21 protein-coding genes and 2 pseudogenes are annotated in these 25,936 nt (G+C 71.3%); 5 read left to right on the forward strand and 18 right to left on the reverse strand.

The window, feature by feature from the left end; all coding sequences use genetic code 11:
• Position 1 precedes the first annotated feature (1 nt).
• The 7 genes from pyrF to pyrR are packed head-to-tail and all read right to left on the reverse strand — an operon-like array spanning position 2 to position 8,611.
• A complete protein-coding gene (gene pyrF, locus BST11_RS16125) occupies positions 2-838 on the reverse strand; it encodes an orotidine-5'-phosphate decarboxylase (protein ID WP_083138934.1) in 837 nt (278 codons plus the stop codon).
• The gene (gene carB, locus BST11_RS16130) at positions 835-4,188 is read right to left on the reverse strand and encodes a carbamoyl-phosphate synthase large subunit (protein ID WP_083138935.1); all 3,354 of its coding nucleotides are present in this window, start codon (positions 4,186-4,188) and stop codon (positions 835-837) included. The genes pyrF and carB overlap by 4 nt, the downstream gene beginning before the upstream one ends.
• A complete protein-coding gene (gene carA / locus BST11_RS16135; RefSeq protein WP_083138936.1) occupies positions 4,188-5,306 on the reverse strand; it encodes a glutamine-hydrolyzing carbamoyl-phosphate synthase small subunit in 1,119 nt (372 codons plus the stop codon). The genes carB and carA overlap by 1 nt, the downstream gene beginning before the upstream one ends.
• The gene (locus tag BST11_RS16140) at positions 5,303-5,800 is read right to left on the reverse strand and encodes a PH-like domain-containing protein (protein ID WP_083138937.1); all 498 of its coding nucleotides are present in this window, start codon (positions 5,798-5,800) and stop codon (positions 5,303-5,305) included. Before BST11_RS16140 ends, carA begins: the two co-directional genes overlap by 4 nt.
• Positions 5,797-7,089, reverse strand: a complete 1,293-nt coding sequence (locus BST11_RS16145; protein WP_083138938.1) for a dihydroorotase — start codon at positions 7,087-7,089, stop codon at positions 5,797-5,799. Before BST11_RS16145 ends, BST11_RS16140 begins: the two co-directional genes overlap by 4 nt.
• A complete protein-coding gene (locus BST11_RS16150; RefSeq protein WP_083138939.1) occupies positions 7,086-8,045 on the reverse strand; it encodes an aspartate carbamoyltransferase catalytic subunit in 960 nt (319 codons plus the stop codon). Before BST11_RS16150 ends, BST11_RS16145 begins: the two co-directional genes overlap by 4 nt.
• Positions 8,042-8,611 carry a bifunctional pyr operon transcriptional regulator/uracil phosphoribosyltransferase PyrR gene (gene pyrR / locus BST11_RS16155; protein WP_083138940.1) on the reverse strand — a complete coding sequence of 190 codons (570 nt, stop codon included), beginning with the start codon at positions 8,609-8,611 and terminating at the stop codon, positions 8,042-8,044. The genes BST11_RS16150 and pyrR overlap by 4 nt, the downstream gene beginning before the upstream one ends.
• A gap of 256 nt (positions 8,612-8,867) precedes the next feature.
• Between pyrR and BST11_RS16160 the strand changes: the two genes are divergently transcribed.
• The 4 genes from BST11_RS16160 (at position 8,868) to BST11_RS16175 (ending at position 12,687) form a co-directional block, all read left to right on the forward strand.
• Positions 8,868-9,500 (forward strand): class I SAM-dependent methyltransferase, encoded by a 633-nt coding sequence (locus BST11_RS16160; protein WP_244897679.1) that lies wholly within the window; start codon positions 8,868-8,870, stop codon positions 9,498-9,500.
• 98 nt (positions 9,501-9,598) lie between these two features.
• A complete protein-coding gene (locus BST11_RS16165; protein WP_083138942.1) occupies positions 9,599-10,888 on the forward strand; it encodes an HNH endonuclease in 1,290 nt (429 codons plus the stop codon).
• A 46-nt stretch (positions 10,889-10,934) separates the two neighbouring features.
• Positions 10,935-12,143, forward strand: a complete 1,209-nt coding sequence (locus BST11_RS16170) for a serine hydrolase domain-containing protein (protein WP_169834922.1) — start codon at positions 10,935-10,937, stop codon at positions 12,141-12,143.
• A 4-nt stretch (positions 12,144-12,147) separates the two neighbouring features.
• Positions 12,148-12,687, forward strand: a complete 540-nt coding sequence (locus BST11_RS16175) for a GNAT family N-acetyltransferase (protein WP_083138943.1) — start codon at positions 12,148-12,150, stop codon at positions 12,685-12,687.
• Here BST11_RS16175 and BST11_RS16180 read toward each other — a convergent pair.
• The 11 genes and pseudogenes from BST11_RS16180 to BST11_RS16230 all read right to left on the reverse strand — a co-directional run bounded on the left by BST11_RS16180 (position 12,664) and on the right by BST11_RS16230 (position 25,187).
• Positions 12,664-15,375 carry a fumarate reductase/succinate dehydrogenase flavoprotein subunit gene (locus BST11_RS16180; protein ID WP_083138944.1) on the reverse strand — a complete coding sequence of 904 codons (2,712 nt, stop codon included), beginning with the start codon at positions 15,373-15,375 and terminating at the stop codon, positions 12,664-12,666. The genes BST11_RS16175 and BST11_RS16180 overlap by 24 nt on opposite strands.
• Positions 15,372-16,112: an ABC transporter ATP-binding protein gene (locus tag BST11_RS16185; protein WP_083138945.1), complete on the reverse strand. Its 741-nt coding sequence runs from the start codon at positions 16,110-16,112 to the stop codon at positions 15,372-15,374. Before BST11_RS16185 ends, BST11_RS16180 begins: the two co-directional genes overlap by 4 nt.
• A complete protein-coding gene (locus BST11_RS16190) occupies positions 16,109-16,978 on the reverse strand; it encodes an ABC transporter permease (protein ID WP_083138946.1) in 870 nt (289 codons plus the stop codon). Before BST11_RS16190 ends, BST11_RS16185 begins: the two co-directional genes overlap by 4 nt.
• On the reverse strand, positions 16,975-18,372 hold the full coding sequence (locus BST11_RS16195) for an ABC transporter substrate-binding protein (RefSeq protein ID WP_083138947.1): 1,398 nt from the start codon (positions 18,370-18,372) through the stop codon (positions 16,975-16,977). The genes BST11_RS16190 and BST11_RS16195 overlap by 4 nt, the downstream gene beginning before the upstream one ends.
• A gap of 28 nt (positions 18,373-18,400) precedes the next feature.
• The gene (locus BST11_RS16200) at positions 18,401-18,628 is read right to left on the reverse strand and encodes a 4Fe-4S dicluster domain-containing protein (RefSeq protein WP_083138948.1); all 228 of its coding nucleotides are present in this window, start codon (positions 18,626-18,628) and stop codon (positions 18,401-18,403) included.
• Positions 18,625-19,376, reverse strand: a pseudogene (locus BST11_RS16205) (GntR family transcriptional regulator). Before BST11_RS16205 ends, BST11_RS16200 begins: the two are co-directional and overlap by 4 nt.
• Positions 19,377-19,605: 229 nt before the next feature.
• Positions 19,606-22,470 carry an aminotransferase class I/II-fold pyridoxal phosphate-dependent enzyme gene (locus BST11_RS16210; RefSeq protein ID WP_083138950.1) on the reverse strand — a complete coding sequence of 955 codons (2,865 nt, stop codon included), beginning with the start codon at positions 22,468-22,470 and terminating at the stop codon, positions 19,606-19,608.
• A 64-nt stretch (positions 22,471-22,534) separates the two neighbouring features.
• Positions 22,535-22,843, reverse strand: a pseudogene (locus BST11_RS16215) (antitermination protein NusB); the annotation flags it as partial.
• Complete coding sequence (nusB, locus tag BST11_RS16220; protein ID WP_083138952.1) at positions 22,840-23,304, reverse strand: transcription antitermination factor NusB; 465 nt, start codon at positions 23,302-23,304, stop codon at positions 22,840-22,842. The pseudogene BST11_RS16215 and the gene nusB, both read right to left, overlap by 4 nt.
• A 9-nt stretch (positions 23,305-23,313) precedes the next feature.
• Entirely contained in the window at positions 23,314-23,877 is a 564-nt protein-coding gene (gene efp / locus BST11_RS16225; protein WP_083138953.1) for an elongation factor P, read from the reverse strand.
• A 200-nt stretch (positions 23,878-24,077) separates the two neighbouring features.
• Positions 24,078-25,187, reverse strand: a complete 1,110-nt coding sequence (locus BST11_RS16230; protein ID WP_083138954.1) for a M24 family metallopeptidase — start codon at positions 25,185-25,187, stop codon at positions 24,078-24,080.
• A gap of 33 nt (positions 25,188-25,220) precedes the next feature.
• Between BST11_RS16230 and BST11_RS16235 the strand changes: the two genes are divergently transcribed.
• Complete coding sequence (locus BST11_RS16235; RefSeq protein ID WP_211284726.1) at positions 25,221-25,928, forward strand: B-4DMT family transporter; 708 nt, start codon at positions 25,221-25,223, stop codon at positions 25,926-25,928.
• The last annotated feature ends 8 nt before the right edge of the window (positions 25,929-25,936 follow it).

Here is a 25,936-nt window from a genome sequence, read left to right on the forward strand (position 1 = left end):
CCTACGGGGCCGACAGGTACGCGACGGCGTCCAGCATCCGTTCGCCGGCCGCGCGCAGGTCCGCCACGTCCGGCCCGGCCCGCAGCACCTCACGCGCCACCGCGGGCAACAGCTGGTCGGGTGCGGCCCCGCCCAGCCCGCCTAGGGCCTCCGGCCGGCCGCCCTGCACCCCGACACCGGGCACCAGCACCGGCCCGCCCAACCCGCTCACGTCGGGCGCCTCGAACACCGTCGCGCCGACCACCACACCGACGTAGCCGGGCTCGGAGGGGGTCGCCGACCGGTTGACCACCGCCGCCTGGTCGACGATCAGCTGCGACACCGCCCGGCCGTCGAAGGTCGCGCGCTGCACGGTGCCGCCCTCCGGGTTGGAGGTCGCCGCCAGCACGAAGACGCCCCGGTCGTTGGCCGCGGCGGCCTCCAGCAGCGGCCGCAGTGAACCGAACCCCAGATACGGCGAGGCCGTCACCGCGTCGGCGGCCAGCGGCGAATCGCCCGCCCAGGCCGCCGCGTAGGCCGCCATCGTCGACCCGATGTCCCCCCGCTTGGCGTCGGCCAGCACCAGCACCCCGGCCGACCGCAGCGCGGCGATGGTGCGTTCCAGCACCGCGAATCCGGCGGCGCCGTAGGCCTCGAAGAACGCCACCTGCGGCTTGACGACGGCGAAGCCGGCGAAGGCCTCGATGCAGGTGTCGCAGAACGCGGCCAGCCCGTCGGCGGTGGCGGGCAGGTCCCAGGCGCGCAGCAGCTCCGGGTGCGGGTCGATGCCGAGGCACAGCGGCCCCCGGGCCAGCTTCGCCTGAGCCAGTCGGGCTCCAAAAGACTGCGACCCCGTCACCGCGGACCGCCCCCGTTTCCGATCGCGCTGTGCAGCTCCTGCAGCGACCGCACGCCGATGTCACCGCGGATCCCGGCCTCGATGCCCTGCACGGCGGCGGACGCGCCCTGCACGGTGGTGACGCACGGGATGTTGACCGACACCGCGACCGAGCGGATCTCGTAGCCGTCGATGCGCGGGCCCGAGTTGCCGTAGGGCGTGTTGATCACCATGTCGACCTCGCCGGCCCTGATGGCGTCGACCGCCGACATCTCCGGGCGGCCCGGCTGCGGCGACTCGAAATGCTTGCGCACCTCTTCGCAGGGAATACCGTTGCGCCGCAACATCTCCGCGGTCCCCTCGGTGGCGAGGACCCGGAACCCCAAGTCGGCCAGGCGCTTGACCGGAAACACCAGCGACCGCTTGTCACGGTTGGCCACCGACACGAAGACCGTCCCCCGGGCCGGCAGCGATCCGTAGGCGGCGGTCTGGCTCTTGGCGAAGGCGCTGCCGAAGTCGCGGTCGATGCCCATCACCTCGCCGGTGGATTTCATCTCCGGGCCCAGCAGCGAGTCGACGCCCGAGCCGTCGGCACGGCGGAACCGGTGGAACGGCAGCACCGCCTCCTTGACCGCGATCGGCGCGTGCGGCGGCGCGTGGGCGCCGTCCCCGCCGGCCGCCAGCATCCCCTCGTCGCGAAGCGTCGCGATGGTGGCGCCCAGCATGATTCGGGCGCACGCCTTCGCGAGCGGGATCGCGGTGGCCTTGGATACGAAGGGAACGGTACGGCTCGCCCTCGGGTTGGCCTCCAGGACGTAGAGCACGTCGTCCTTCAGCGCGTACTGCACGTTGAGCAGCCCGACCACGCCGATGCCGTGCGCGATGGCCTCGGTCGCCCGGCGCACCTTCTCGATGTCGCTGCGGCCCAGCGTGACCGGGGGCAGGGCGCACGCGGAGTCGCCGGAGTGGATGCCGGCCTCCTCGATGTGCTCCATGATGCCGCCGATGTAGACCTCGGCGCCGTCGCACAGCGCGTCGACGTCGATCTCCACCGCGTCCTCGAGGAAGCGGTCGACGAGCACGGGGTGCTCGGGTGAGAGCGCGGTGGCGCGGGTGATGTAGCCCCTCAGCGTCTCCTCGTCGTAGACGATCTCCATGCCGCGCCCGCCCAGCACGTACGACGGCCGCACCAGCACCGGGTAGCCGATGTCCTCGGCGATGCGCCGGGCCTGGTCGAAAGTCGTTGCAGTGCCGTACTTCGGGGCGGGCAGCCCCGCGGTGGTCAGCACGTCGCCGAAGGCCCCGCGGTCCTCGGCCAGGTCGATGGCCTCCGGCGGGGTGCCCACGATCGGGACCCCGGCGTCGAACAGCCGCTGCGCCAGCCCGAGCGGGGTCTGGCCGCCCAGCTGCACGATGACGCCCACCACGCCCGGACCGCCGCTGCCCGACTCCGTTTCGGCGTGGAACACCTCCAGGACGTCCTCGAACGTGAGCGGCTCGAAGTAGAGCCGGTCGGCGGTGTCGTAGTCGGTGGACACCGTCTCCGGATTGCAGTTGACCATGACGGTCTCGAAACCGGCCTGGCTCAACGTGGTTGCCGCGTGCACGCAGCTGTAGTCGAACTCGATGCCCTGACCGATCCGGTTGGGGCCCGAGCCGAGGATCAAGACCTTGGGTTTCTCGGTCTGCGGGGCCACCTCGGTCTCGGCGGCGGGGTCGACCTCGTAGCTGCTGTAGTGGTAGGGCGTCTTGGCCTCGAACTCCGCCGCGCAGGTGTCCACCGTCTTGTAGACCGGGTGGATGCGCAGGCGCTCGCGCAGCGACCAAACCCCTTCCTCCCCAGCCAATTCCGGGCGCAGCGCGGCGATCTGGCGGTCGGAGAGCCCGCTGTGTTTGGCCTGCCGCAGCAGGTCGGCGTCCAGCACCGGGGCGGTGACCAGCTCCGCGCGCAGCCCGACCAGCTCGTCGATCTGGGCGACGAACCACGGGTCGACGCCGGACGCCCGAGCCACCTCTTCCACCGAGGCACCCAGCCGCAGCGCCAGCTCGATGTCGTAGAGGCGGCCCTCGGTCGGGGTCCGCAGCCGCGCCAGCGCCTCCTCGAGGCCACCGTCGGGATCTTCGGCGGTCCAGAAGCCGGCGCGGCCGGTCTCCAGCGACCGCATCACCTTCCCGAGCGCCTCGATGAAGTTGCGGCCCAACGACATCGCCTCGCCGACCGACTTCATGGTGGTGGTCAGGGTGGGGTCGGCGCCGGGGAACTTCTCGAACCCGAACCGCGGCGCCTTGACCACGACGTAGTCCAGCGTGGGCTCGAAGCAGGCCGGCGTTTCCTTGGTGATGTCGTTGACGATCTCGTCGAGGGTGTAACCGATGGCAAGCTTGGCGGCGATCTTGGCGATCGGGAATCCGGTGGCCTTGGACGCCAGCGCGCTCGACCGGGACACCCGGGGGTTCATCTCCACGACGATGAGCCGGCCGTCACGGGGGTCGACCGCGAACTGGATGTTGCAGCCGCCGGTGTCGACGCCGACCTCGCGCAGGATCGCGATGCCCAAATCGCGCATCCGCTGGTATTCCCGGTCGGTGAGCGTCATGGCCGGCGCGACGGTGACCGAGTCGCCGGTGTGCACGCCCATGGGGTCGACGTTCTCGATGGAGCACACCACGACCACGTTGTCGTGGCCGTCGCGCATCAGCTCGAGCTCGAATTCCTTCCAGCCGTAGATCGATTCCTCGATGAGGACGTTGGCGCTGGGCGAGGCGGCCAGCCCGGCGCCGGCCATCCGCTCGACGGCCTCGGCGGAGTCGGCCATCCCCGAACCCAGCCCGCCCATGGTGAAGCTGGGCCGCACCACCACCGGCAGGCCTAGCTCGGCCACTGTCTCGCGGACCTCGTCCATGGTGAAACACACGCGGCTGCGGGCGGATTCGCCGCCGACCTTGGCGACGATGTCCTTGAACCGCTGCCGGTCCTCGCCGCGCTGGATGGCGTCGAAGTCGGCGCCGATGAGCTCGACGCCGTAGCGTTCCAGGGCCCCGCTCTCGTACAGCGCCACGGCGGTGTTCAGCGCCGTCTGGCCGCCCAGCGTGGCCAGCAGGGCGTCGATCTTGTTGCCGCGCTCGGCCTGCTGGGCGATCACCCGCTCCACGAACGCCGGGGTGATGGGCTCGACGTAGGTGTGGTCGGCGTACTCGGGGTCGGTCATGATGGTCGCCGGGTTGGAATTGACCAGGCTCACCTGCAGGCCCTCGGCGCGCAGCACCCGGCAGGCCTGGGTGCCCGAGTAGTCGAACTCGCACGCCTGGCCGATCACGATCGGCCCCGAGCCGATCACCAGCACGTGGTTGAGGTCTGTGCGCCGCGGCACTAACGGCTTCCTTCCATCAGGTCGACGAATTGGTCGAACAGGTAGTTCGCGTCGTGCGGGCCGGCGGCGGCCTCCGGGTGATACTGCACCGAAAACGCCCGCCCGTCCTTGAGTTTGACGCCCTCGACCACCCCGTCGTTGGCGCAGGTGTGGCTGACGATCGCCGGCCCGAACGGCGTGTCGAAGGACTGGCCCGCCTCCCCCTCCAGCGCGAAGCCGTGGTTTTGCGCGGTCACCGCGACCCGCCGCGTCGCGTGGTCGATGACCGGGATGTTGATGCCGCGGTGGCCGAAGACCATCTTGTAGGTGCCCAGGCCCAGCGCGCGCCCGAGGATCTGATTGCCGAAGCAGATGCCGAACAACGGGATTCCGGCGTCCAGCACCTCGCGGGTGACCGCGACGACGTGGTCGGCGGTGGCGGGGTCGCCGGGGCCGTTGGACAAAAACACCCCGTCGGGTTTGAGGTCGGCGATCTGTTCGAAGGTCGCCGACGCCGGCAGCACGTGGCTGCGGACGCCGCGCCTCGCGAAATTGCGCGGGGTGTTGGTCTTGATGCCCAGGTCGAGTGCGACCACCGTAAAGCGTTGCGGCCCTTCGGGGTCCACGACATAGCCGTCGTCGGTGCTGACCTCGCCGGCGAGATCGGCGCCCAGCATCGACCGCTGGCCGCGCACCCGTTCGAGTAATTCGCCGGGTTCGGCCAGCGCGTCACCCGAGAAGACCCCGGCCTTCATCGATCCCCGGCTGCGCAGGTGCCGCACCACCGCTCGGGTGTCGATTCCGGCGATCCCCACGATGCCCTGCCGGATCAGCTCGTCCTCGAGCGTGCCGGTGGCGCGCCAGTTCGACGCGCGCGGCGACGGGTCGCGGACCGCGTATCCGGCGACCCAGATCTTGTCGCCGCGGCTTTCGGCGTCCTCGCCGTTCCAGCCGGTGTTGCCGATCTGCGGCGCCGTGGCCACCACGATCTGCCGGTGGTAACTGGGATCGGTCAGCGTCTCCTGATAGCCGGACATGCCGGTGGAAAAGACGGCCTCCCCGAGGGTTTGGCCAACCTTGCCGAACGGCTTGCCGGTGAAGACGCGGCCGTCCTCGAGGACCAGTAACGCTCTACTCACTCAGCCCCCTTCAACCAGGCGTCGTATTCGTCGCGGTGATCTGCCCGAAACCCGGTGTCGATCTCGGCGCCGGACGGCAGCCGCCACCGGATGCCCAGGATCCCGATGCGGGCCACCACCTTGCCCGCGATGCCGCGCACCATGCGGATGGCCGTGATCGACTCCCGCGGGATCCAAATCGGGGTGGCGCGAATGCGTTCCAGCAGGATCCCCTCGGGGTAGCGGGTGAGCACCGCCTTGCTGCGGAACCCCAGATCCCCGACCGTGACCCGGTCGTTCCAGGTCGGCGACACGGTGCAGCCGCAGTAGTGGCCGCGGGTGGTGAGGCTCGCCGCGCCCACCTGGTCGGGCATCTCGGGCAGGTCACCCAACATCTCCGCCTGGCGCTGCGAGCGGCGGTGCCAGCCCCGCATCATCAGCTGGATGAGCACCGTGATCGCTACCACCAGCACGGCCGCGAAGATCAGCGACCCCGCCAGCGTCCCTGAATTCATGCCGGGCTCTTTCCATCGCGAGCGGTGATCTTGCCGCGCAGCAGGGTCGCGGTCACGGTGGCGGGCAACGTCATCGACTCATACGGCGTGTTGGCCGACCGGCTGGCCAGGTCCGGCCCGGCGACCGTCCACGTGGCGTCCGGGTCCACGACGGTGAGGTTGGCCGGTTCCCCCACCTCCAGCGGGCGGCCGTGATCGGGCAGCCCGACGATGCGGGCCGGGTTCTCGCTCATCACCCGGGCGACGTCGCGCCACGTCAGCAGCCCGGGCGCCACCATCGCCTGCACCACCACCGACAGCGCCGTCTGCAACCCGAGCATGCCGGGGCGCGCCGCCGCGAACTCGACGCATTTCTCGTGTTCGGCGTGGGGGGCATGGTCGGTGGCCACACAGTCGATTACCCCGTCGGCCAGCGCCTGACGCAGCGCGATCGCGTCGGTGGCCTCGCGCAGGGGCGGGTTGACCCGGTTCACGCCCTCATAGCCGGCCAGCCGGCCGTCGTCGAGTAACAGGTGGTGCGGGGTGACCTCGGCGGTAATCGAAATGCCTTGGCTTTTGGCCCATTTCAGGATCTCGACCGTGCCCGCGGTGGACGCGTGGCAGATGTGCACGCGGGCGCCGGCGTCGCGGGCCAGCAGCGCGTCGCGCGCCACGATCGACTCCTCGGCGGCCCGCGGCCAGCCCGCGAGTCCCAGCCGCGCGGCCGTGGGGCCCTCGTGGGCGACGGCGCCGACGGTCAGCCTGGGCTCCTCGGCGTGCTGGGCGATCAGCACCCCCAGGCCGGTCGCGTACTCGAGGGCGCGGCGCATGATCAGCGGGTCGTGCACGCACACGCCGTCGTCGGAGAACATCCGCACCTGCGCGGCGCCGGCGGCCATCATGCCCATCTCGGTGAGCTCGGCCCCGGCCAGCCCGACGGTGACGGCACCGACGGGGTGCACGTCGACCAGCCCGACCTGCTGGCCGCGGTGCCAGACGTGGTCGGTGACCACCGGGCTGTCGGCGACCGGCGTGGTGTTCGCCATCGCGAACACCGCCGTGTAGCCCCCCAAAGCCGCTGCCGCCGACCCCGTTTCGATGTCCTCGGCGTACTCGCGGCCCGGCTCGCGCAGATGGGTGTGCAGGTCGACGAACCCGGGCAGCAGCACCTGGCCGGTGGCGTCGATGACGTCGGCGAGGTCCGGGATCGGCAGCCCGGCACCGATGTCGGCGATCTGGCCGTCCTCGACCAGCACGTCGACGCCGTCGCCCTCGCCGTACAACCGAACCCCGCGCAGCAGTACACTCATGCCGCACCCTCGCTTCCGGCCTCGGCCCCCACGAGCACGTGGAACAGCACCGCCATCCGAACGTGTACCCCGTTCGAAACCTGTTGCAGCACGGCCGATTGCGACGAGTCCGCCACCGTCGACGAGATCTCCATGCCGCGCACCATCGGCCCGGGGTGCAGCACCACGGCGTTGCCGGGCAGCATCGCCTGGCGCCGCTCGGAAAGCCCGTACCGGACCGAGTATTCGCGCACCGACGGGAAGAAGCCCCCGTTCATCCGCTCGGCCTGCACCCGCAGCATCAGCACCGCGTCGGCGGCGGGCAACTCCGCGTCGAAGTCGTAGGACACGGTGGCCGGCCAGTCGCCCACCCCGACCGGCAACAGCGTCGGCGGCGCGACCAGCACCACCTCGGCGCCCAGGGTGGCCAGCAGCATCACGTTGGAGCGGGCGACCCGGCTGTGCAGGATGTCGCCGACGATCACGACGCGGCGGCCCTCGATGCCCCCGAGCCGCTGGCGGATGGTCAGCGCGTCCAGCAGCGCCTGGGTGGGGTGCTCGTGCGTGCCGTCGCCGGCGTTGATCACCGACGGGCCTTCGCCCCCAGAAGAAGCGCATGTCCAGTCCGCGAGCAGCTGCGCGGCCCCGGACGCCGGATGCCGGATGACCAGCGCGTCGGCGCCCGCGGCCCGCAGCGTCAGCGCGGTGTCGCGCAGCGACTCCCCCTTGCCCACCGACGAACCGGCCGCGCTGACGTTGATCACGTCGGCGCTCATCCACTTGCCGGCCACCTCGAAGGACACCCGGGTGCGGGTCGAGTTCTCGTAGAACATCGTGACGACGGTGCGGCCGCGCAGCGTCGGCAGCTTCTTGATCTCGCGGCCCACCAGGGCCTGCGCGAACCGGTCGGCGTCGTCGAGGATCGCGGTGGCGTCGTCGCGGCTCAGGTCGCCGGCGGCCAGCAGGTGCCGCGTCATCGCGCGATCACCACCGCATCCCGGCCGTCGTGCTCGCTGAGCAGAACGCGCACGCTCTCGGTGCGCGAGGTCGGCACGTTCTTGCCGACGTAGTCCGCGCGCAGGGGCAGTTCGCGGTGGCCGCGGTCGACGAGCACCGCCAGCTGCACCGCCCGCGGCCGGCCGACGTCGCGCAGCGCGTCCAGCGCCGAGCGCACCGACCGGCCGGAGTACAGGACGTCGTCGACGAGGATCACCAGCGCGTCGTCGATGCCGCCGGCCGGGATCGAGGTGGCCTCGAGGGGCCGCGGCGGCTTCTGCATCAGGTCGTCGCGGTAGAGCGTGATGTCCAAGGCGCCGTGGCCGACCCGCACGCCGCTGAATTCGCCGATGTTGGCGGCCAGGCGCTCGGCCAGGGTCACGCCGCGGGTGGGGATGCCCAGCAGCACCACGCGGGCCCCGTCGGGACCATCCAGCGCGGTCTTTTCGATGATCTGGTGCGCGATGCGGGCAACGGTGCGGCCCACGTCGGCCGCCGACATCAATTCTCTCGATTCGCCGCCCGAAGCGGCGCCCGCGGCACCCATACGAAACTTGACCTCCTTCTCCGCCTCTCTGGACGGATCGTTAAAGGATGTCGACTGCACGGCAGCGTAGCACTTCTTTCGAGCGCGCCGGCGGGAGGCGTGTGGCGCAGCGGCCCCCGATCGGCGGGCGCGTCACACCCGCCCCACGCGCCTCCCGGCGAGCGGGCACCGTGTGCCCGGCGCGTCGAATCGGCCGCTTGACGGGGCTACGCTGGCGAAAATGACGGCCTCCGACCGCTCCGGCTTCCCCTCCGGGTTGCAGCACATGGACTTCGACGCGCTGTACCGAGGCGAAAGTCCCGGCGAAGGCATCCCGCCGATGGCCACCCCGCCGTGGGACACCAAGGCGCCGAAGGAGAGCGTCGTCAGCTGGCAGGAACGCGGCTGGGTCCACGGCGACGTGCTCGACGTCGGGTGCGGGCTCGGCGACAACGCCATCTATCTGGCGCGCAGCGGCCACCACGTCACGGGGGTGGACATCTCCCCGACCGCGCTGATCACCGCCGAGCGGCGGGCCCATGACGCCGGGGTCGACGTGAGGTTCGCGGCGGCCGACTCCACCACGCTCGAGGGCTACACCGACGCGTTCGACACCGTCGTGGACAGCGGCATGTTCCACTGCCTCGACGACGATGGCAAGCGCCGCTACGCCACCGCCGCGCACCGGGCGACCAGAGCGGGCGCCACCCTGCTCATCAGCTGCTTCTCCGACGCCAACCTCGACGCCGGGGAGTGGCCGCGGCCCGCGGTGTCCGAGCGGACGCTGCGCGACGTCCTCGACGGCGCCGGCTGGGAGATCCAGTCGCTGGAACCGGCGACCGTGCGCCGCGAGGTGGACGGGGATGAGCTCGAAATGGCCTTCTGGTACGTCCGCGCGAAGCGGCGCTAGCGGGAGGTCAGGGGCGCCGGCGGTTGCCGCACCCATGTCGAGGGTGTGCCCCCGCGCAGTGTTGCTCGCTGCGGGCACGCTGTGGTAGTATCGAACATATGTTCGAAACCCGGGAGCTCACCGCGGTGGATCCGCACGCCGACGAGGCCGCGTTGATAGCGCGGATCGCCGAGTTGGAGGCGGTCAAGTCCGCGGCCGCAGCGGGCCAGGCGCACGCGGCCGCGGCCTTCGATGCGCTGCGCCGCTCCAACGAGGCCGACGCCGGAGTCCCGGCCGCCCAGCGCGGCCGCGGGGTGGCCAGCGAGATCGCCCTGGCGCGACGGGATGCGCCGGCGCGGGGCGGACGGCACCTCGGTTTCGCCAAGGCGCTGGTGCACGAGATGCCCCACACCCTCGCCGCGCTGGAAGCGGGGCGGCTGTCGGAATGGCGGGCCACCCTGATCGTGCGGGAGTCGGCGTGCCTCGACGTCGACGACCGCCGCGCGCTGGACGCCGAGATGTGCGCGGATCAGGCGAAGCTGGACGGGATGGGCGATGCGCGCGTCGCGGCGGCGGCCCGGGCGATCGCCTACCGACTCAACGCGCAGGCGGTGGTCGATCGCGCGGCCAGGGCCGAATCCGAACGCACGGTGACGATCCGGCCGGCCCCGGACACCATGACGTGGGTGACGGCGCTGCTTCCGGTGGCCAGGGGCGTGGCGGTGTATGCGGCGCTCAAGCGTGCGGCCGACTCCACGTTCGACGACCGCTCCCGCGGCCAGGTGATGGCCGACACGCTTGTCGAGCGCGTCACCGGGCAGGCGGCCGAAGTGGCCCAGTCGATCGCGGTCAACCTGGTCCTCTCCGACGAGACGCTGCTGGGTGACGACGACAGCGCCGCGGCGGTCGACGGCTACGGCCCGATTCCGGCGGGCGTGGCGCGCAACCTGGTGAGCGACGCCGTCGCCGATGAGCGGTCCCGGGCCACGCTGCGCCGCCTCTACCGGCATCCCCGTTCGGGGGCATTGCTGACGATGGAGTCGCGGGCGCGCTGCTTCCCGAAGGGGTTGGCGACGTTCATCGGCCTGCGCGACGAGCGCTGTCGCACCCCGTACTGCGACGCCCCGGTCCGCCACCGCGACCACGCCGAGCCCAGCCATCGCGGTGGGCCGACCACCGCGGCGAACGGGCTCGGATCGTGCGAGCGCTGTAACTACGTCAAGGAAGCGTCCGGCTGGCGGGTCACCACCGCGGTGGACGAAAGTGGTTGTCACACAGCTGAATTCAGGACTCCGACAGGCGCGCGCTACCGATCCGGCGCGCCGCCGCCACCCGGGCGCCTCCCGGTGGACGTCAGTGAGGTGGAGATGCGGATCGCGATCACACTCGCCGACTTGCACGCCGCCTAGGTTGGTCCCGGTCGGCCGCGCGGCGGCTCCCACTACCCTGAACGGCGTGAATCTGGACGGCAATCAGGCATCGATCCGCGAAGTGTGCGACGCCGGCCTGCTGGCCGGCGCCGTTACGATGGTGTGGCAGCGCGGAGAACTGCTGCAGGTCAACGAGATCGGCTACCGCGACATCGACGCGGGGCTGCCGATGCAACGGGACACGCTGTTTCGCATCGCGTCGATGACCAAGCCGGTCACGGTCGCGGCGGTGATGAGCCAGGTCGACGAGGGCAAGCTGGGGCTGAAGGACCCGGTGGTGCGCTGGGCGCCGGAGCTGGCCGACGTGCGGGTGCTCGACGACCCGCACGGCCCGCTGGACCGCACCCATCCGCTGCGCCGCGCCATCCTGATCGAGGACCTGCTCACCCACACCAGCGGGCTGGCCTACGCGTTCTCGGTGTCCGGGCCGATCTCGAAGGCCTACATGCGGCTGCCGTTCAACCAAGGTCCCGACGCCTGGCTGAGCGAGCTGGGGAAGCTGCCGCTGGTGCACCAGCCGGGCGACCGGGTCACCTACAGCCACGCCATAGACCTGTTGGGCGTCATCGCTTCCCGCATCGACGGCAAGCCGTTCCACGAGGTCCTCGACGAACGGGTGCTCGGTCCCGCGGGCATGCCCGACACCGGATTCTTCGTCTCGGCCGAGGCGCGCCGCCGCGCGGCGACCATGTACCGCCTCACCGAGGAACACCGGCTGCAGCACGGCGTGATGGGCCCGCCGCACATCACCCCGCCGTCGTTCTGCAACGCCGGCGGCGGGTTGTGGTCGACCGCCGACGACTACCTGCGGTTCGTGCGGATGCTGCTCGGCGACGGGGCGATCGACGGGGTGCGGGTGCTGTCCGCTGAGTCGGCGCGCCTCATGCGCACCGACCGGCTCACCGCCGAGCAGAAGCGCCACAACTTCCTGGGCGCCCCGTACTGGGTGGGCCGCGGCTTCGGGCTGAACCTGTCGGTGGTGACCGATCCGGCCAAGGCCGCCCCGCTGTTCGGGCCCGGCGGGCCGGGCACGTTCAGCTGGCCCGGCGCCTACGGCACCTGGTGGCAGGCCGACCCGTCCGCCGACGGCCTGATCCTGCTCTACCTGATCCAGAACCTGCCCGACCTCACCGTGGACGCGGCCACGGCCGTCGCGGGCAACACGTCGCTCGCGAAACTCCGCACGGCGCAACCGAAGTTCGTCCGCCGCACCTACGACGCGCTCGGGCTCTAGCGCGATGGTCGGCTACCCGCCCGACCGCATCGCCGGGCCGCGGCTGCTGCTGCGCCCGCCGGTGCTCGACGACGCGGGCGCTCTCTTCCAGCGGGTCGCGCGCGACCCGGCGGTGACCAAGTACCTGCTGTGGGCGCCGCACCCCAACGTGGCGGCGACCAGGCGGGTGATCACCGAAAAGCTCAACACCGGCGACGACGAGCGGACCTGGGCCATCGCGCTGAAGCACCGCGGCGACGTCATCGGCCTGACCAGCTGCCGGCGTCCGGTGCCGCACTCGGTGGAGATCGGCTACTGCCTGGGCCGCCGGTGGTGGGGCAAGGGCTACATGTCCGAGGTGCTCGAGCTGCTGCTGACCGCGCTCGACGCCGATCCCACGGTGTACCGCGTCTGGGCGACGTGCAGCCCCGACAACGAACGCTCGGCGCGGCTGCTCGAGCACGCCGGCTTCGTGCTGGAGGGGCGGCTGGCCCGGCACGCCGTCTACCCCACCATGGGTCCCGAACCCCAGGACAGCCTGCTATATGCCAGGATCCTGCGCTGACCGCCCGGCCTTCTCCAGCGCCCGGCGCGCGTAGGCGCGCACGTCGGCGTCGCCGTCCTTGAGCGCGATGCCCAGCGCGTCGCGCGCCGCCGGTTCGCACGCCCACCGGGTCAGGCCGAGCACGGCCGCCTTGCGCACGTCGAGGTGCGCGTCGCCCAGCGCCTCGGCCAGGCGCGGGACGGCCACCTCGGCAGCCGCGCCCGTCAGCGCGCGCGCCGCGCCCTCGCGCACCTGCCACGCCGGCGCCCGCAGGGCGCGCTCGACGGCGGCGAGATCGTCCGGGCCGCAACCCAGTTCGCCCAGGGCGGCCAGCGCGCTGGCGCGCACCAGCGGGTCGGGGTCGGCGAGCAGCGCGCTCACCGCGTGCGCGCCGTCCCCGAGCGTCGCCAGGCCCGCGGCCGCCGCGATCCGGACCTCCCGGCTCTCGTCGCCGGTGGCCGTGACCACCCCGGCCACGTCGTCGACCGACACCAGCGCCCGCACGGCCTCGATCCGCACCCGATGGTCGGGGTCGGTCAGCGCGCGCCGGTATTGCCCGGCGTCGCCGGCGCGGCGCGCGGCCAGCAGGTAGACGGCGGCGGCGCGCACCACCGTGTCGGCCGAACGAAGATACGGTTCGGCCCGGGCCGGCTCGGGCAACACCTCGACCAGTTCGCGGATGCCCTCGGCGCCGATGTGGCGCACCCCGGTGTCGACGTCGTCGAGCGCCTCGAACAGGGCGGGCGCGTAGCCGTCGGGGATGTGCTCGGTCAGCGTGGCCACCGCGGTGCGGCGCACCCCGGGATCGGCGTCGGCCAGGTACCGGCCCAGATCGGCGATCGTCGGCTCCTCGAGGGCGAGGACTTCGGCGATGCGCGGCGAGGGCGGCTCGAACGCCTTTGCGGGCGAGGCGATCCGGGACCGGGCGGTGGCCGGGGCCTGCCCGCCGATCAGCGCGGGCTGTTCCACCTCGTGCACGGCCTGGTCCGTCGGCGGCAGGCCCTCGAGCTCCGGGACGGGGACGAAATACGGCGCGACGGGCCGCTTGAGGAACACCATCGAGCCACCCGCGTCCTTGCGCAGGTTGAGGTGATAGCCCCATTGGCCATCGTCGCGGCCCGGCAGGTCGGCTCGGTCGTGGTAGAGGCCCCAGCGCGATTCGGTCCGGGTGAGCGACGACCGGGCGGCCATCTCGGCGCAGTCCCGAATGAACGACACCTCCACGGCGCGCATCAGCTCGTGCGGGTTGCGCGCGCCCATCTCGGCGATCTCCTCGCGCATCCGCTCGAACGTGCGCACCGCGATGGACAGCTTGGCCGCCGTCTTCGGCGGCGCCACATAGTCGTTGACGAAACGCCGGAGCTTGTATTCGACCTGCGGCTGCGGCGGGCCATCCGGGTGCCGCAGCGGCCGGTAGATCAGCTCGTGGGCCTCGCGCAGCTGGTCGGCCGGAAGCCGTTGGGGCGCGGCGGCTTCCGCACACACCGACGCGGCGTGGGTGCCGGCGAGGTCACCGAACACGAACGCCCCGATCATGTAGTTGTGCGGGACGCAGGCCAAATCCCCGGCGGCGTACAGCCCGGGCACCGTGGTGCGGGCGTGCTCGTCGACCCATACCCCCGACGCCGAATGACCGCTGCACAAACCGATCTCGGAGATGTGCATCTCCACGTCGTGGGTGCGGTAGTCGTGGCCTCGGTTGGCGTGGAAGGTGGCGCGGGTCGGGCGCTCGGTGGTGTGCAGGATGTTCTCCAGCGCGGTCAGCGTCTCGTCGGGCAGGTGCGACACCTTGAGGTAGATGGGCCCGCGCGCGGAGTCGATCTCGGTTTTGACCTCGGCCATCATCTGCCCCGACCAGTAGTCGGAGTCGACGAACCGCTCCCCGTGCGCGTTGACCTGGTAGCCGCCGAACGGGTTGGCCACATACGCGCAGGCCGGACCGTTGTAGTCCTTGATCAGCGGGTTGACCTGGAAGCACTCGATTCCCGACAGCTCCGCGCCCGCGTGGTAGGCCATGGCGTACCCGTCGCCGGCGTTGGTCGGGTTCTCGTAGGTGCCGTACAGGTAGCCCGACGCGGGCAGGCCGAGCCGCCCGCACGCCCCGGTGGCCAGGATCACCGCCTTGGCGCCGACGGCCACGAATTCCCCGGTGCGCGTGTGCAGTGCGGCGGCGCCGACGGCCCGGCCGCTCTCGGTGAGCACCCGCACCGGCATCAGCCGGTTTTCGATGCGGATCTTCTCCCGCATCGAGCGTTGCCGCAGCACCCGGTACAGGGCCTTCTTTACGTCCTTGCCCTCCGGCATGGGCAGCACATAGGAGCCCGAGCGGTGCACCCGGCGCACCGCGTACTCGCCGTGCTCGTCCTTCTCGAACTTCACGCCGTAGCGCTCCAGCCGCTGCACCATGGCGAACCCGCGCGACGCCGTCTGATAGACGGTGCGCTGGTTGACGATTCCGTCGTTGGCGCGGGTGATCTCGGCGACGTAGTCCTCGGGCTCGGCCTTGCCCGGGATGACGGCGTTGTTCACCCCGTCCATGCCCATCGCCAGCGCGCCGGAGTGCCGCACGTGGGCCTTCTCCAGCAGCAGCACCCGCGCGCCGTGTTCGGCGGCCGACAGCGCCGCCATGGTGCCCGCGGTGCCCCCGCCGATGACCAGCACGTCGCAGTCCAGGCGCAGCGGGGCCGCGGGATCGGGAATCCGCGTCATGCGGCCACCGAATGATCAAGCGCCGCAACGACTTGCGCGAACAACTCCGCGGCGGGCGCGTCGCTGCGTGGATCGGGCACCTCGATCGACGCGCGGGGTGGCTCGCCCACCCGGCCCAGCACGACGATCCGATCCCCCAGCGCCAGCGCCTCGTTGACGTCGTGGGTGACGAAGACGATCGTCGTCGGGTGCGTGCGCCAGGTGTCGATGAGCAGCCGCTGCATGGCCGCGCGGGTCTGGGTGTCGAGCGCCCCGAACGGCTCGTCCATCATCACCGCGCGCGGCGCCCCGGCCAGGCCGCGGGCGAGCTGGACGCGCTGGCGCATCCCGCCGGACAGGCTCTTGGGCAGGAAGTGGCCGAAACCGGTGAGCCCGAGCTCGGAGATCCAGCGTTCGGCCGCCGCGCGCCGGGTGGCCCTGGGCTCGCCGCGCAGGCGCAGCGCCAGTTCGATGTTGGACCGCACCGTGCGCCACGGCAGCAGCGCGTTGTCCTGGAACACCATGCCGCGGTCGCCCGAGGTGGTGTTGACCTCGGCGCCGTCGGCCAGCACCCGGCCGTCCTCGGGTGCCAGCAGGCCGGCCAGCGCGCGCAGCACGGTCGACTTGCCGCACCCCGACGGCCCCGTGAGCACCAGGATCTCCCCCGGCCGCACCGCCAGGCTCAGCCCGTCGATGACGGGTTTTCCGGTGTAGGACAACCGGACTCGGTCCAGCTCGAGGCTCATCCCGACGGTCATCTGCCCTCCTCCTGTGCGCGCGGCAGCCACCGCGTCACCCTTCGGCCCACCAGCTCGACGGCCGCCGCCGTCGCGAAGCCCAGCACGCCGATCGTGATGATCCCGACGAACACCTGCGGGTAGGCCAGGACGGTGTAGTCCTGCCAGGTGCGGTAGCCGACTCCCAGCCGGCCCGAGATCATCTCGGCGGAGATGACGCAGATCCAGGCCACCCCCATGCCCACCGACAGGCCGCCGAACACGCCGGGCAGGATGCCCGGCAGCACCACCTGGCCGAGCACCTGCCACCGGCCGCCGCCCAGCGTGCGCACAGAGTCCTCCCACAGGGTGGGCAGCGCCCGCACCGCGTGCCGGGTGCTGACCATGATCGGGAAGAAGGCCGCGAGGAAGGTGATGAACACGATGCCGGCCTCGTCCGTCGGAAACAGCAATATCGCCACCGGCACCATCGCGATGGCGGGGATGGGCCGGGCCAGTTCCGCCAGCGGGCCGAACGTGTCGGCGAACAGCCGGGAGCGGCCCAGCAGCACGCCGGTCGCAACGCCGATCACGGCGGCCAGCCCGAAACCGGTGAGAATCCGCAGCAACGACTGCGCCAGGTCGAGCCAGTACTCTCCTGCGCCGAGCCGGCGCCCCAGCGCGTGCGCGATCTCGGTGACGGTGGGCAGCGTGTCGAACCGCAGCAGCAGCCGCGCCTTGCCGGCGGTGAGCGCCTGCCACAGCCCGACCGCGGCGGCCACCGACGCCAGCCGCAGCAGCCGCGACCGCCACGGTGACGATCTGAAGGCCGAGGACCGCGGGGCGGGCCCCGCCACCGCGGCGCGCGGCGGGGCGGCCCCGACGCGTTCGCCCAACTCGGCGGTCATACCGAACCTCCCAGTGCTTGTCGGTAATTCACGGCGACGCTGCCTCGATGCGCTGCGACGTAGCGGCGCGCCCCGGCCGACGTTCCGAATGGGTAGTACGCGGTCCCGTCGCGCACCCAGACCGCCTTGTCGGCGAACCAGCGGGTGCCGAGCTCGGTGTCGGGGACGTAGGCCGCACGCACCTTGGCGCCGCGGGCCGTCGCGTCCCTGATCGCCTGCAGCAGGCCGGTGGGATCCGCCACCGTCTGCGTCGTGTCGGCGCCGTCCAGCCACAGTTCGCTGGCCCGGGCGGGATCACCGCGCAGCGGCGACGGGTTCGCGGTGCGCGCCCGCGCGGCGTCGTAGTCGAGCCCGCGGGCGCCGAACACCGCGCGCAACGGCCCGTCGACGACGAAGTTTCCGATGTCGAGATCGGCGAAGTCGCCGATCGACTTCAGGTAGGGCACATCGCTTTTCAGCGCGTCGGTCAGCAACGGTTTCAGCGTGGTGTCGAACGACGTGCCGCCAGGGCCGTTGTAGAGGTACACCACCTCCTGCGGAAGCCCGCTCGCCTGGGCGACGATGCGCGCCGCCTCCAGCGGCTTTTGGTTGAGGAAATCGGTGGCGTCCAGCTGCGCCTGCAGGAAGGCCGCGAGCACCTCGGGGTGGGCGGACGCGTAGGAGCGGCGCACCACGACGCCGTGCAGGGTGGGCAGGTTCAGCTCGGCGCCGTCGTAGAGCAACCTGGCCTTGCCCTGGTAGACCAGCAGCCCGGGCCAGGCGACGAACTGCGAAAGCGCTTGCACCTGGCCGGATTCCAGCGCGGAGGCCCCGATCTGCGGCTGCTGGTTGAGCACCTCCACCCCGGCGACGCCGGCCCGGGCCAGCGCGCGCACCAGCGTTCCGTGACCGGCCGAGCCCACGCTGGCCGACACCTTGGCGCCGGCCAGGTCGGCCAGCGCGGCGGCGCGCGAGTCCGGGCTCACCACAACCATGTTCAACGCGCCCTTGGGGTTGTAGCCGGTGACGGACACCATCTCGGTGCGGGCCCGCGGGTTGCCCTGCGTCTTGGAGCCGTTGATCAGCATCGGGTAGTCGCCCATCGAGCCGATGTCGATCTTCTCGGCCAGCATCTGCGCGGTGATCGGGGCGCCGGTGTCGTAGTCCTGCCACCGCACGGCGTAGCGGGTCCCGGTGCGGGTGGTGATGTCGGCGAGGCGACGCTCCAGGTAGCCCTGCGCGCGCAGCAGCGTACCCGCGGTGACGGTGTTGATGGTCTTGGACTGGTATCCCACCACGACGCTGACCACGTTGGAGGACCGCGTCAGCGATTCGAGCGAGCACCCGGAGACCAGGACGACGACCAGGGCGGCCGCGGCAAGCGCCGACAGCAGCCGGCGGGCATTGTTTTCCATTGGGGGCCTTGTGATTTCAGCGGTGATTTCAGCGCAAGAGATACGGCATGTTGACGGTGACGGCGCCGGTGGGACAGCGGGCCGCGCACGGGCCGCAGTACCAGCATTCGTCGACATGCATGTAGGCCTTCCCCGTGCCGGGGTCGATGGCCAGCGCGTCCAGCGGGCAGACCTCCACGCACAGCGTGCAGCCGTCGATGCACAGCGACTCGTCGATCGTGACCGGCACGTCGGCGCGGTGGTTGACCAGCGTCATTGCTTGCTCCTCATCGGCTCGGCCGGGTCAGATTGCCGCGCATGGTGATTCGATCACCGCGCATCCGGATGTACTCCAAGTCAACGGGTCTGCCGTCGTCGAGGCTGGTGAGACGCTCCAGCATCAACAGCGCCGCCCCGTCGGGCACCTGCAGCGTGGCCGCCGAGTGCGCGTCGGCGGGAATCGCCTCCAGCCCCAGCGACGCCGAACCCAGCCGCCGCCCGCTCACCTGCTCGATCAGCGCGAACAGGTCGTCCGTCTCCAGCGGATGGTCCAAAATTTGCGTGCCGATGTCGGGGACCAGGTAGGTCAGGTCCAGGCTGAGCGGCAGATCGCCCAGGTAGCGCAACCGCTCGACGAACACCGCCCGCTCCCCCGGTGCCAGCCGCAGCCGGCGGGCCACCGACGGAGGCGCGGCCACCGGCATGGCGGCGCGCACCTCGTTGCGCACCTCGCCGAGGTCCTTGAACGTCTCCTTCAGACCCAGCAGCGCGTCAAGCCCGTGGGCGTACTTGCGCTGCGCGACGTGGGTGCCCACGCGCGGCCCGCGGTCGATGAGACCTTCGCGTTTGAGGACGGTGAGCGCCTCCCGAACGGTGTTGCGCGACACCGAGAATTCCGCCGCCAACGCAAATTCGCCGGGCAGGCCGTCCATGTAGGCCCCGGCGTGGATCTGCTGGCGCAGCACGTCGGCGACCCGGCGGGCACGGTCGGCCCGGGGTCCGCCAATCGGTATCGGATGCGCCACGCCGCCACGCTAACCCCCGGGGCGGGCCCCCCCGGGGCGCGCAAGCGGGGCCCTCCGGGGCGGCTCAATGCATTGCGCCGGGCGCGATTCGGGTGCGACCAGCACAAACCCGCGGGCGGTGCGCCATTGCGCCACCAGGGGGCGGGCCCCGCCTTTGCGATCCCGGTGAGCGAAACCGGACGCGCGCGTGACGAGGCGCGGGTCCGCCTTGTCCAGGCCGAGCGGCGGCTCAGCGCTCCGCTTCGCCGACCGCCGCGACGGCGCCGTCGCCGTTGCGCACCGAGACGGTGGAGGCGGCGGAGGCAGCGGCGGCATCGGCGGGCAGCTCGAACGCCGGGTACGCCGAACCCACCGCCGCGGCCGCCGCGTTGCGCTGGGCCTCCATCCGCGCGAGCGCCTCCTCGGTGAACACCGACAGCCCGAGTTCGGGGTTGTAGCCGTGGATCTCCTTGACGTCGAGCTGGGCCAGGAAGTACACGATCTCCTTGGAGACCACCTGCCCGGGCACCAGCACCGGGAAGCCGGGCGGGTAGGGCACCACGAACGTCGTCGACACCAGGGTCTTGCCCTCGGCCAGCCGTCGCCCCGCCATGCCGATCAGCACGTGCTCGCGGTCGGACTCGTCGTAGCCGGCGTAGAACGCCGACCGCATGTCGCCGAACTTGCAGGCGTCGACGGGGCGGAAGGCCACGTCGAACTCGCTGAAGTCGGGCAGGTGCGGCAGGTCCTCGGTGATCTCCTCGACCCGCCGCCGCTGCAGGGCGCGGTCCTCCTTGCCGCCGGCGCTCTGGCTGCGCTCGAAGTCGGTCGCGATGCGCCGCAGCACGTCGAGCAGGTAGTGCACGCTGGACCAGGTGACCCCGATCGTGAAGATCAGCAGCACGCTGTTGATCGAGGTCTTGTTGATCTGGATGCCGAACCGGTCCATCAGGATCTTCTCGCGGAAGTCGTACCCGTTCATCCCGGTGTCCCCGACGAACAGGGTGACCCGCGTGGCGTCGAGCACGAACTGGTCGGACCGCCACGCCTCGTTCCACTCGGCGAGCGCCCCCTGGCGCACCTCGCGATAGGAGCTGACGCACGACGCCCGGAACTCGTCGGGCACCAGGTCGGACTCGTCGAGGATGCGGAACCACTTGCTGATCAAGCGGTCCCGGCGCACCCGGTGCCGAAAGACCAGCGCCATGTTGTACACGTTGCGGACCAGCTCGAAGCCCTCGATGTCGACCTGCCGGCGGGCCAGGTCCAGTGACGCCAGCAGCTGCTGGTTGGGCGAGGTCGACGTGTGGGTCAGGAACGCCTCGCCGAACGCGTCGCGGGTCAGCGCCTTGAAGTCCTGGTCGCGGACGTGGACCATCGACGCCTGCCGCAGCGCCGACAGCGACTTGTGCGTCGAGTGCGTCGCGTACACCCGCACCCGCGCGCGGGCGGGGTCGGGCAGCAGGCGCCGCTCGAGCCACTCCGACCGCTCGACACCCTCCATCTCCGCGGCCCAATCCCGGTATTCCGCAGCGTATTCCGGCGACGCCAGCATCTGCTCGAGGCGCTCGGCGGACACCATCGCGGTCCGCTGCCGGGCCCACGGCACCGCCGTCGCGAACGCGTACCACGCCTCGTCCCACAAAAAGCAGATGTCCGGCTTGATCGCCAGCACCTCCTCCATCACCCGGCGCGGGTTGTAGACGACGCCGTCGAAGGTGCAGTTGGTCAGCAGCAGCATGCGCACCCGGTCCAGCTGGCCGGCCGCCTCGAGATCCAGCAGCGCCTTCTTGATGGTGTGCAGCGACACCGCCCCGTAGATCGCGTACTCGGGCAGCGGGTAGGCGTCGAGATACAGCGGGTACGCCCCGGCCAGCACCAGGCCGTAGTGGTGCGACTTGTGGCAGTTGCGGTCGATCAGCACGATGTCGCCCGGGCGCGTGAGCGCCTGCACGACGATCTTGTTGGCGGTCGACGTCCCGTTGGTGACGAAGTAGGTGTGGTTGGCGCTCCAGGTGACGGCCGCCTTGTCCATCGCCTTTTTGATGTTGCCGTGCGGGTCCAGCAGCGAGTCCAGCCCGCCGGAGGTGGTCGACGTCTCGGCCATGAAGATGTTGCGGCCGTAGAACTCGCCCATGTCCTGCAACGACTTCGAGTTGAAGATGCTGGCGCCACGCGCGACGGGGAGCGCGTGAAACTGCCCGACGGGGGCCGCCGCGTAGGCGCGCAGGGCGTCGAAAAACGGTGTGGCGAAACGGTTGCGCAGGCCGGCGAGCACGGTGCTGTTCAGGTCGGTGACGTCGTTGAGCCGGTAGAACGTGCGGTCGTAGACGTCGGGCTCGTCCTCGGTCTCCGCGGCGATCGACTCATCGGTGAGCAGATAGAGGTCGATGTGCGGCCGCAGCTCCCTGATCCATTCCGCGCATTCCACCCAGTCCTGGGTGCCGGCGGCGACCACGTCGTCGCACGCGGCGCCCAGCAGCGTGTTCATCAGCGGCACCCGGTCGTGCGACCGCAGCGGCAGATCGTGGCGGATGATCGCCGCCTGGATTTCGCCGTTGAGGGCGACCGCGGTGATGGCGTCCTCGATGCTGCCCACGACGAGCAGCTCGTACTGCACCTCGTCGGACGGGTTGCGCAGCGCCCGCAGGCATTCGGCGAGGCTGTCGGGCGCGGTGACCGGGGAATCGTCGGCGAGCAGCACGGTGTAGAACTGCTGCTGTTTGGCCTGGGCGACCAGCTCCTGCTCGGCCAGCGGCGCGGACGTGTCGAACAGCCCCGCGCGGTCGCCGTATTCGCTCAGCAGCCGCACGGCCAGCGACACCTCCTCGGCGAGGCGCACCGTCGAAAGGCTCTCCAGGTGGGCGCGGAACGTCTCCAGGTTGGCCGCGCCCGGGTACAGCCAGTAGCGCTCGTAGGCGGCGATGCGGTCCATCAGGCGCTTCACCCGGGCGAGGTCGTGGGCCTTGTCCAGCCCGGCGAGGTCGACCTCGCACAGGCGACGGCACGCGTCGTCGAGCAGGTTCCAGGTGTCGACGCGCGTATACGACGGGTTGGCCACGGCCGCCAGCGCGGACACACGAAGTCGTCGCGGGCGGGCCCTGTCGGGACTCATGTGGTTATTGTGCCCGCCTCCGGGCGCCTCGGGAGGATTTCTCCACCGCTCAGCGGTCGGGCCCGCGCCAGCGCACCGGCAGGGCGGTGACGTCGCTCAGCGAGCGCACCACGGCCTGCGTGAGGCCCATCAGGGCGGCCATCACCGGCAGCAGCGGCTGCAGCGGCCGGGCCGCCGAGCGGACCGTGCTGACGCGGCGGGCCAGGATCAGCCGCTCGACCGAGTGGCACAGCCAGGCGCCGACGCCCAGCGCGTAGATCGCCAGCGCCGACGCCGCGATGGCCCAGCCGTAGGCGGCGCACACGACGCCGCCCAGCACCACCGTCGCCGCCAACACCGCGGCGATGACAACGCGCAGCTCCAGGCGGGTCACGTTTCCCGGGGACCCCGGACCGCCCTGGCCGCCGCGCGGATCTGCGGGGTCACCAGCATGACCTGGCCCAGCACCCCGTTGACGAAGCCCGGCGACTCGTCGGTGGACAGCTCCTTGGCCAGCTGCACGGCCTCGTCGACGGCGACCGGCTCGGGCACGTCGTCGGCGTAGAGCAGCTCCCACACCGCCACCCGCAGGATGGCCCGGTCCACCGCGGGCAGCCGGTCCAGCGTCCAGCCCTGCAGGTGCGAGGCGATCAGGTCGTCGATGTGGGCGGTGTGCTCCCCGACGCCGCGGGCCACCGCGGTGGTGTAGGGGTGCAGCGGCGCCACGTCCCGCTTCGCGCCGGCCAGCGCGGTGCGCACGTCGACGACCTCGGCCGGGCTGAGCCCGCGCGCCTCGGCCTCGAACAGCAGGTCGACGGCGCGCTTGCGGGCCTGATGGCGCCCCCTAGCAGGCATGCGGCCCGCTCACGCGTTGACGCGGCCCAGGTAGCTGCCGTCGCGGGAGTCCACCTTCAGCTTGTCCCCGGTGTTGATGAACAGCGGCACCTGGATCTCCGCGCCCGTCTCGAGCGTGGCGGGCTTGGTGCCGGCGCTGGAGCGGTCGCCCTGCAGGCCCGGCTCGGTGTGGGTGACCTCCAGCTCGACCGCCACCGGCAGCTCGATGTACAGCGGCGCCCCGTCGTGGAACGCCACCTGCACCGGCAGGCCCTCCAGCAGGAACCGGGCGGCGTCGCCGACCAGGGACTCGGGCAGGGGGTGCTGCTCGTAGTCCTGGCTGTCCATGAACACGAAGTCCGAGCCGTCGCGGTAGAGGTAGGTGGTGTCGCGCCGGTCGACGGTGGCGGTATCCACCTTCACCCCGGCGTTGTACGTCTTGTCGACCACCTTCCCGGACAGCACGTTCTTGAGCTTGGTGCGCACGAAGGCCGGGCCCTTGCCGGGTTTGACGTGCTGAAACTCGACGATCTGCCACAGCTGGCCGTCGATCACCAGCACCAGTCCGTTCTTGAAATCGGCAGTCGTCGCCACGATCGGTACATCTCCTAAACGAAGGCCAGTTATCCAGGGAATTGCGAGCAGTAGTCTGCTGCATCCGCCGCTGCCAGCAGGCGGGCACTCGCTACACCTTACCCGGGGGTCTTGATAGCGGGCCGCGTCACAAGGCTTGCCGACGGCGGTGCCCTGCGGCGGTGCCGGTGGCTCCAGCTCCCCGTAGGTGCTGGCGCCCGCTAGGCCAGGATCGCCAATTCCTTGGGGAACCGGGTCAGCAATTCGGGGGCCCGCCCGTCGGCCACGAACAACGTGTCCTCGATGCGGACACCGCCGCGGCCCGGCAGATACACGCCGGGCTCCACCGTCACCACGGAGCCCGCGAGCAGCGTCCCGGTGGACGTCGCACCGATTCCCGGCGCCTCGTGGATCTGCAGGCCCACGCCGTGCCCCAACCCGTGGCCGAAATTCTCGCCGTAGCCCGCGTCGGCGATCAGCCGGCGCGCGGCGTTGTCCACGTCGCGCAGGGCGGCTCCGGGTTCCAGCGCCTCCCGGCCGGCCCGCTGCGCCTCGGCGACCAGCTCGTAGATCTCCAGCTGCCACGCCGCGGCCTTACCGGCCTTGCCGAGCACGAAGGTGCGGGTCATGTCGGAGTGATAGCCCGCGACCAGCGCGCCGAAGTCGATCTTGACGAAGTCGCCTTCGGCCAGCACCGCGTCGGTCGGGCGGTGGTGCGGGATGGCCGAATTCGGCCCGGCGGCCACGATGGTGTCGAACGAGACCGCGTCGGCGCCGTGGTCGAGCATCAGGGACTCCAGCTCGCGGCTCACCTCGCGTTCGGTCCGGCCGGGTCGCAGGCCGCCGCGCTCGACGAGATCGGCCAGCGCGGCGTCGGCCGCCTCGCAGGCCAGGCGCAGCAGCGCCACCTCGCCGGCGTCCTTGACCTCGCGCAGCGCCTCGACGGTCCCCGCGGCCCGCACCAGCTCGGTGGTCGCGTTGCGCTCGCTGAGCTCGCCGCGCAGCGCGTCGAAACCGTCGACGGTGACCACGTTGCTCTCGAAGCCCAGCTTGCCCACGCCGGCCTCGCCGGCGCGGCCCGCGAGGTAGCGCCCGACGGCCCGCTCGATGGCGACCTCGAGATCGGGCGCCTGCTTGGCCGCCTGGGTCCGGTACCGGCCGTCGGTGGCCAGCACGGGGCCGCGGTCGTCGGCGAACACGAGCAACGCGCCGTTGGATCCGGAGAATCCCGACAGATAGCGGACGTTGACCAGGTCCGTGACCAGCATCGCGTCCAGTCCGCCGGCCCCGATTTGCGCTTTCAGCTTGTCTCGCCGCTGGGAATGTGTCACGACCCTTGACGGTACTCGCTACGCTTTTGCTCCATGAGGAACTGGATGCTGCGCGGATTGGTGTTCGCTGCGGCGATGGTGGTCGTCCGTTTGATTCAAGGTGCGCTGATCAACGCGTGGCAGACGCAGGCCGCGTTGATCAGCGTGGTGCTGCTGCTCTTGTTCGTGATCGGGGTCGTCATCTGGGGTGTGATCGACGGCCGCGCCGACGCAAGGGCCAACCCGGACCCGGATCGCAGGGGGGACCTGGCGATGACGTGGCTGCTGGCCGGCCTCGTCGCCGGCATCCTCGGCGGCTTTGTGTCCTGGCTCATCGCCTGGGTGTACGACGGGCTGTACACGGGTGGGCTCATCAACGAGGTGACGACGTTCGCGGCGTTCACCGCGCTGCTCGTCTTCGTGCCCGGGATCATCGGTGTGGCCGTGGGCCGCTGGCGGATCGACCGCAACCCGCCGCCCCGGCCCCGCGGCGGCGCCGACGACGAACGCGCCGACACCGACGTGTTCTCGGCAGTGCGCGGCGACGAGACGCCGACCGGCGAGATCCCCACCGCGGGGGCCCAGGCCGAGGAGCGCACCGGCGCGGTCGCGACGGCCGAACGCGAGGCCTCGACGGAATCCATCCCGACCGCCGGGCACGAGGCGCCGACCGAAACGATCCCGACGTCGACCGACGACGCCAAGACCGAGGTCATCCGCACCGACGACCCCGACGCGAAGCGCGGCCCGAAGTCGAGCTAGGCCCTCGC

It is taken from the genome of Mycobacterium alsense (assembly GCF_002086635.1).
Classification (GTDB): Bacteria; Actinomycetota; Actinomycetes; order Mycobacteriales; family Mycobacteriaceae; genus Mycobacterium; species Mycobacterium alsense.